General features: G+C 70.6%; 3 protein-coding genes. 2 read left to right on the top strand and 1 reads right to left on the bottom strand.

Annotation, left to right across the window (positions count from 1 at the left end):
* Positions 1-841: 841 nt before the first annotated feature.
* Entirely contained in the window at positions 842-1,735 is an 894-nt protein-coding gene (locus J7E94_RS36055) for a ribosome-inactivating family protein (RefSeq protein ID WP_215019524.1), read from the bottom strand.
* A 969-nt stretch (positions 1,736-2,704) separates the two neighbouring features.
* Between J7E94_RS36055 and J7E94_RS35795 the strand changes: the two genes are divergently transcribed.
* Together J7E94_RS35795 and J7E94_RS27615 are read left to right on the top strand one after the other, a co-directional pair.
* Complete coding sequence (locus tag J7E94_RS35795; protein ID WP_215019523.1) at positions 2,705-3,475, top strand: hypothetical protein; 771 nt, start codon at positions 2,705-2,707, stop codon at positions 3,473-3,475.
* The gene (locus tag J7E94_RS27615) at positions 3,472-6,597 is read left to right on the top strand and encodes an amino acid adenylation domain-containing protein (RefSeq protein WP_215019522.1); all 3,126 of its coding nucleotides are present in this window, start codon (positions 3,472-3,474) and stop codon (positions 6,595-6,597) included. The genes J7E94_RS35795 and J7E94_RS27615 overlap by 4 nt, the downstream gene beginning before the upstream one ends.
* Positions 6,598-6,611 lie beyond the last annotated feature (14 nt).

Below are 6,611 nucleotides of genomic sequence, written 5' to 3'. Positions count from 1 at the left end.
CTCACCGGCATTGCAGGTCAGCGTCACGATTCTGCACGCAGCACCCATAAAGCACATCACTCACGCCGCGAAGTTGGGTCAGCAAGGCTCTGACCTGCGCTTTTCTTCCACATGTTTTGGCTGGATCTGTTCCCGATGACCCACCATGTCGAGTGCGTCGCGATCCTCGAGCCCATTGGAAAGGGCCTCTGACCTGCAGGTTAGAGCCATGTGCATTATGTGCCCCGACCACGGTGTGCGGCCGCGCGAGCCGCGAGGGCACGGGGACGGGTTTGAGAGCCGCCAGACGCCGGGCAGGGATGTCGATTTGACGCACGACCCCGTCCGCCTGTAGCACCGACCACGGCAGCTGCCGGACCGCGGGTCGGAGCTTCGTAGCGAGAGGAAGACCTCAAGTTCATACGTTGTGGCGCATGATGACGCACCGCGTGGAGTGCGTCGCGGTCCTTGAGTCGATCGCCAAGGGCGCCTGACCTGCAGGTTTGTTGGTGCCCCATGATGTGCGTTGTGGGCGCTACAGGCGATATCTTGACGCTGAAATGACGCTCGTGATGCCCGTTTGACGCTCGCGTGACATGGCTTCTGGCAGGTTGTCACCGGTGGAGGGTCGTCTCGTGGGTCCTCGTCTGGGCCGGGCCCCATGTGTCGGCCAGCCGCGCAGCCGTTCGGGCTGCGCCAGCCCTCCCGCCGTGACGGTGATGCCGCCACGGCGGACAAGCTGAGTAACTGACCTCAGGGCGCGGCGGAGCGGCTCGGTGTGGTTGGCCGGCCGGGTAGCCGCCGACCGGCGCGGCTGGCGGCTGGAGGTGCTCGGGCCCCGGCCATACACGCTGATGCTCGATCAGCTGCGGGCGCTGCCGCGGCCCGAGGAACCATCAGCACGGCCGTCGACGTTTGCCGCGACTGCAGCGCGGCTCTCTTTGCCGCCCACGCGCACGTCACCGAGCGGCAGGTCCGACAGCGGCCGTTCCTCGGCCCGCCCAACTAAATCTGGGCCCGGCGGCGGCCGTGTGGCGGGCGGCGGGGCGGAGAACGGGGCACTGCCCCACCTGTGCGACGGCGGCGCGAGCGGCATAAGACGCAGCGGACGGATGTCGGGGGCAGTGTGACGGGCGATGAACAGCTCTGCCGCGAAGAGGGACATCGGCCTGATCGCGGTGATTGTGGTGGTCGTCGGCATCCGCCTGTGGCCAACCGCCCTGAACGGCGTCGGGGCTCCGCCTGGTTGTGTCAGAGTTCGTCGCGTGACGGGTTGGGGTAGTTCCGGCTTACGTTGGAGGTGTGGAGGACCCGTACATACCATCGGACCTGGTCCACGTTCTCGATGGTCCCGATGCCGGGGGTGAGCGGCGCCCTCGGTGTGGAGGTGTTGCCCATCCCGCGGAGGTTCCAGTAGAAGTCGGACAGGACGCCCCAGTCCGCCGACCGCGGCGCGGGAGACTCCTTCGAGGTCCTTGAAGCGGGCTGCCTCCGACGCCATCTGGATGAGCAGCATCAGCGAGCGGGCAGTGTGCTGCCTGTTGGCGTTGGCCGAGGTCTGGGTCGCGAGCTGGACGATCGACGCGCGGATGTCGTTGAACAGATCGGCATGCCGGAGCGGTTGCGTCCGGCTGCCTGGGTGAGGGCGTTGCAGTTCCCGCCGAACGGCAGGTCGGCGGTGGGGACGTCGAGCGCGCCACGGTAGACCGCCGCGGCAGTCGCGTGCGTGCGGCCGCGCGTCGGCAGCCTTGGTCACGGCCTCGGATTTCGGTCAGGAGTGTGGAGGCTCATTTCCGGCGGTTCTTGAGCCGGGAAGCCCTGGTTGACGCGGTCGGTCCACTCGCGACCCAGGTCCGGAGCGGATATTTCGGATTCACGGCCTGGTACTCGAAGTCGGGCGAGACGTGGTCACGGAAGGCGTTGCTGTGCTGCTTGGCGTGCGTTGATCCGGTCGTCCATGCGGTTGGTGTGTCCCCGAGTGCCTTGACGAAAGCATTCTGCGAGTGGCGCTTGCAATGGATGCGAAATGGCCGAATGTCTTCTGGCCGGCCGTCATCTGTCGCGAACAGGACCGCATGGCGGCGTCGGCGGAGGCCCCGGCCGACTTGCTGCGGGCCGCGGGTGGATCGGGGAGCTCGGCGCCTGATTCCGGCGAAACGACGGTCTCGCGGCCGGGGGCGGGGTGCACCCGCTCGCCGTGGCCCTCGTTTTTCCGCCAATCTGCGGGGCCCCGGCCGGATCCCCTACCGCGTCAGAGGATCCGGAGTCGGCGCTTGCGGTCGGAAGCTGTCTCGTATGGTGACTGTCACACGACACATCAGGACATACGGGAAGTTCCCCTCGGGGGCTCCGGTCGACCTCCCAGGCGGGCCCCGCGCATGCGAGTGGGTGTGTGTCCTATGAAACTTCCTGAAAGTGGGGCCGGGAGGTGATGCGGGTTGGCGGAAACTCCCTCCCTCGTGTCCGAAATCCCTTGGCGTGATTCCCTTGCGGTCCGGAGTTTCCCTGGCCGGATGGCGGGCCGTCCATGATCGATTCCTTGTGGACAGTGTCGATTGGCGACCCTAGGATCTGGCCTGGTCTGGCCGGAGATGGTCGAGAAAACAAATCGATGAAACTTTTACTTTCGGGGGATCTTGATATGCCCAGCCCCACCGTGTGGAATATCGTTTCGGATGCAGGATCCGACGCCGACACCGATATCGTGCTCGCGGCCGATTTCCCGGTGACGGGGAGGAATGAGGGTGGGTTCGCCGATCTGGCGCCCGGTCTGAAGCTGGACTGCGACCTGTGGCAGACCGTCGCCCCGGTCCGCGACCCCGAGACCGACCCCCTGGACGACAGCTACCTGGAGCCCTGGCTCTCCGAGGTGGCCGCATCCGGTCGCACGGTCCGCGCCGTGCTCGGGTACTGCGCGGGCTCCGTCTTCGCCGGCGTACTCGCCGAGAAGATCGGCGCACGGCAGACGACCGTCCCCCGTGTGGTGCTGTTCGACCCCGAACTGGTCGACGTTCCCACCGTCCACCTCCAGTTCGGCCGGGTCGTCGGCAACATGACCACCGTTCTGACCCCCGAGGAGATAGCCGAGCTGTCCGGGGCCGCCGAGCGGCTTGCCGGGCAGCCCGACGTGGCCCCGGCCACCTTCGCCGCCGGGCTGTACGCGGCCTTCCGCCCGATCGGCACCACGGCGCTGCGGCGGGCCGGACTCGACGAGGACTACGCCGGCGAACTCGTTCAGCTGGTCGGCTCGTTCATGTCCTACCTCGCCACCGCCGCCGGTCTCGACCCGCGCCCCGGCTGGACGGGGGCCACGGTCGTCACCTCTGCCAGTGTGACCAGCGGGCTGAACCGGATGCGCACCACACCCGGCGTCGCCCCCATCGAGGTCGCGGACGAGCGGCGCTTCGAGGTCGAGCACCGGGACCTGCTGCGCACCCCCGCCATCGCCGAAGCCGTGGCCGGAGTCCTGGCAGGCGGCCCGGGAGAGCACGCGTGAGCGCCGAAACCACGGCCACCCCGGCCCAGGACGGCTCCGGTCCCGAGGCCGGGCGCGTACCGGCGAGCCGCAAGGAGACCACTCTCTGGCTCCTCGACGAGCTGGTCCCCGGCAGCGGCGCCAACAACCTGTCGCTGGCCCTGCGCGTACGGGGCCGCCTCGACGCCGCCGCCGCCGCGCACGCCCTGCGACTCCTGACGGAGCGCTTCGAGGTGCTGCGCACGGTCTACCACCGTGAGGGCGCCGAGCTGACCAAGGCCGTCGTGCCGTCCCTCGCCGTCGGGCTGGAGGAGGCGGAGCACCACGGCAGCGCGGAGGACGAACCGGCCGTCCTGACGGCCTTCGTGGCCCGCCCGTTCACCCCGGACGGCAGCCCCCTCGTACGCGCCCTGCTGCTGCACGGGCCGGACGCCGACGTGCTGTGCCTGGCCCTCCACCACGCCGTGTCGGACGTGCAGTCGACGGCCATCCTGCGCGCCGAGTTCGCCACCTTCTACGAGGCGGTACTGGAGGGCGTCCACCCGGCCCCCGCAGAGGTGCCCGCCCTGCGCGAGCCCGCACCGTCCCCCGAGAGCCGCGGCTACTGGCAGGAGCGCATGGCCGGCTTCCGTTCCTCGGGCCTGGAACTCCTCTGCGAACAGCGCGACCAGCCCGTCACCACCCTCCGGGGCGACGAGGTCACCCACGTCCTGTCACCCGAGGCCCACGCCGTCGTACGCCGCCTCCAGCGCGAGCTGCGGGCGCCGGAGTCCGTCGTCCTCCTCACCGCCTACGCGGGCCTCCTCGCGGCGCACGGCGCCGGCCCTGACCTCACCATCGGCTCGCCGGTCAACACCCGCCCCCGGGAGGCGGTGGACGCGGTCGGCTACCACAGCAACCTCGTCGTCCTGCGCCTGCTGCTCGACCGCGACGCCACCTTCCGGGACCTCACGGCCCTGACCCGGCGGACGTTCATGGAGGCGATGGCGCACAAGGACGTACCGACCGACGACGTGCTCGACATGGTCGAACGCGAAGGCTCCGGCTGGCGCAACGCGCTGTTCAAGCACGTCTTCAACTACGTCCCCTTCGCCGAGGACCAGCGCACCTTCACCCTCGCCGGTGCCGAGGCCGAACTCCTCGTCGTCGAGAACGGCTTCAGCCAGTTCGACCTCGAATTCTTCGTCTCGGCCAACCAGGAGACCGCCACGGTCCGCGCCGCGTTCTACACCGGGGTGCTGGACCGCTCGGACGTCGAACTGATGGTCCAGCGATACGACGCCCTGCTGGTCGCGCTGGGTACCGGGGCGGACATCCCGATCTCCTCCCTGCCGTCCTGGTCGGCCCGCGACCACGAGGTCATCGACGCCGCCAACGCCACGGACCGCGCGATCGGCCTGCCGTCGGTGCTCACCGGCTTCGCCCGCCGCGCCGCCGCCGACCCCGCGGCCGTGGCCGTACGGGAGGGCGACCGCACGGCCACGTACGGCGCCCTGTGGTCCGCCGCCGTCGACACGGCCGCCCGGCTGGCCGAGGCCGGCGTACGCCCCGGCGACGTCGTCGCGCTCCTCCTGCCGCGCGGCGCCGCCCTGGCCGCCTCGGTGCTCGGCACCTGGCTCGCGGGCGCGGCCTACCTGCCGCTCGACCCGAACCACCCCGTGGAGCGCCTGACCTACCAGCTCGACGACACGCGCGCCCGCGTCGTCATCGCCGGCGCCGGCATCACCGCCCCGGAGGGCCACGCCGCCGTGCTCGCCACCGACTGGGAGCAGGTGCCCCAGGTGCCGGTGGACGAGGCGGCGGTGAAGGCCGACCCCGACGCCCTCGCGTACGTGATCCACACCTCCGGCTCGACCGGCAAGCCCAAGGGCATCCCGATCCGGCACGGCAGCCTCGTCAACCACATCGTCGACTACGCCGAACGCTTCGGCGTGGCCGGCTCCACGCGCCCCACCGGCTGGCTCAGCACCTACAGCTTCGACACCTCCTCGCTCGAACTGATGATGCCGCTGCTCCACGGCGGCCACACGGTGGTGCTCCCGGACGAGGCGCGCACGGACGGCACCCTGCTGGCGGCCGCCGTCACCGCCCACGACATCGGCCTGCTGCAGGCGACCCCCACGACGTGGCGGCTCGTCGCCCACGAGGCCGCGGACGTGACGGCCGGACGTGTCCTGCTGACCGGCGGCGAACCCCTGCCCGCCGAACTGGCCACCCGGCTGCTCGACGCCGGCGCCGAACTGTGGAACGTCTACGGCCCCACCGAGAGCACGATCTGGGCGACCGCCGGCCGCGTACCGGCCGGCCACGGCGGAAGGGTCGACGTCGGCTCTCCCGTCGCCAACACCCGGATCTTCATCGCCTGCCCGCACGGCAGGCCGCTCCCGGTCGGCCTCCGCGGAGAGCTGTGCGTCGCGGGCGTCGGCGTCGCCTCCGGCTACCACGAGCGGCCCGACCTGACCGCGGAACGCTTCGGTGAGAACGCCGAGTACGGGCGCTTCCACCGATCGGGCGACGTGGCCCGCTGGCGCACCGACGGCAGGATCGAGCTGTTCGGCCGGATGGACCGGCAGGTCAAACTGCGCGGCAACCGGATCGAACCCGCCGAAATCGAGGCGGTCCTGCTCGCCCACCCTGACGTCGAGGCGGCGGCCGTCGTGGTCGTCGGCGATCCCGGGGCGGACGGCTATCTGGCTGCGTTCGTCAGGGTCCCGGGCCGTCCCGAGGCCGTGGACGAACTGTGGGACCACGCGCACGGGCACCTCCCGCGCTCGGTCGTCCCGCACCGGTTCATCGCCGTGGACGCCTTCCCCCGTACCGGCAGCGACAAGGTCGACCACCTGGCCCTCGCCGAACAGGCGGCCCGGCACTCCGGCCCGGCCGTCGGCGGCCACGGCGCAGACTCCGCCGCCGGGGCGCAGGACGACCTGACGGCCACCGTCGTCGGCCTGTTCGCCGAACTGCTCGACCGCAGCGACCTCGACGCCGGCGCGCACTTCTTCGCCAACGGCGGGCACTCGCTGCTGGCCGTCGCCCTCGCCCAGCGCATCAAGGACATCACCGGTGTCCGGCTCGCGCTGACCGACGTGTTCGAGACCCCCACCCCCGCCGCCCTGGCCGACCGGCTGCGTCGGCTCGCCTGACGGAACCGAAAGAG

It is taken from the genome of Streptomyces sp. ISL-94 (genome assembly GCF_018614075.1).
GTDB lineage: Bacteria > Actinomycetota > Actinomycetes > Streptomycetales > Streptomycetaceae > Streptomyces.
Note: the sequence above shows the minus strand (reverse complement) of the source record. Positions and strands in the feature narration are given on the sequence as shown.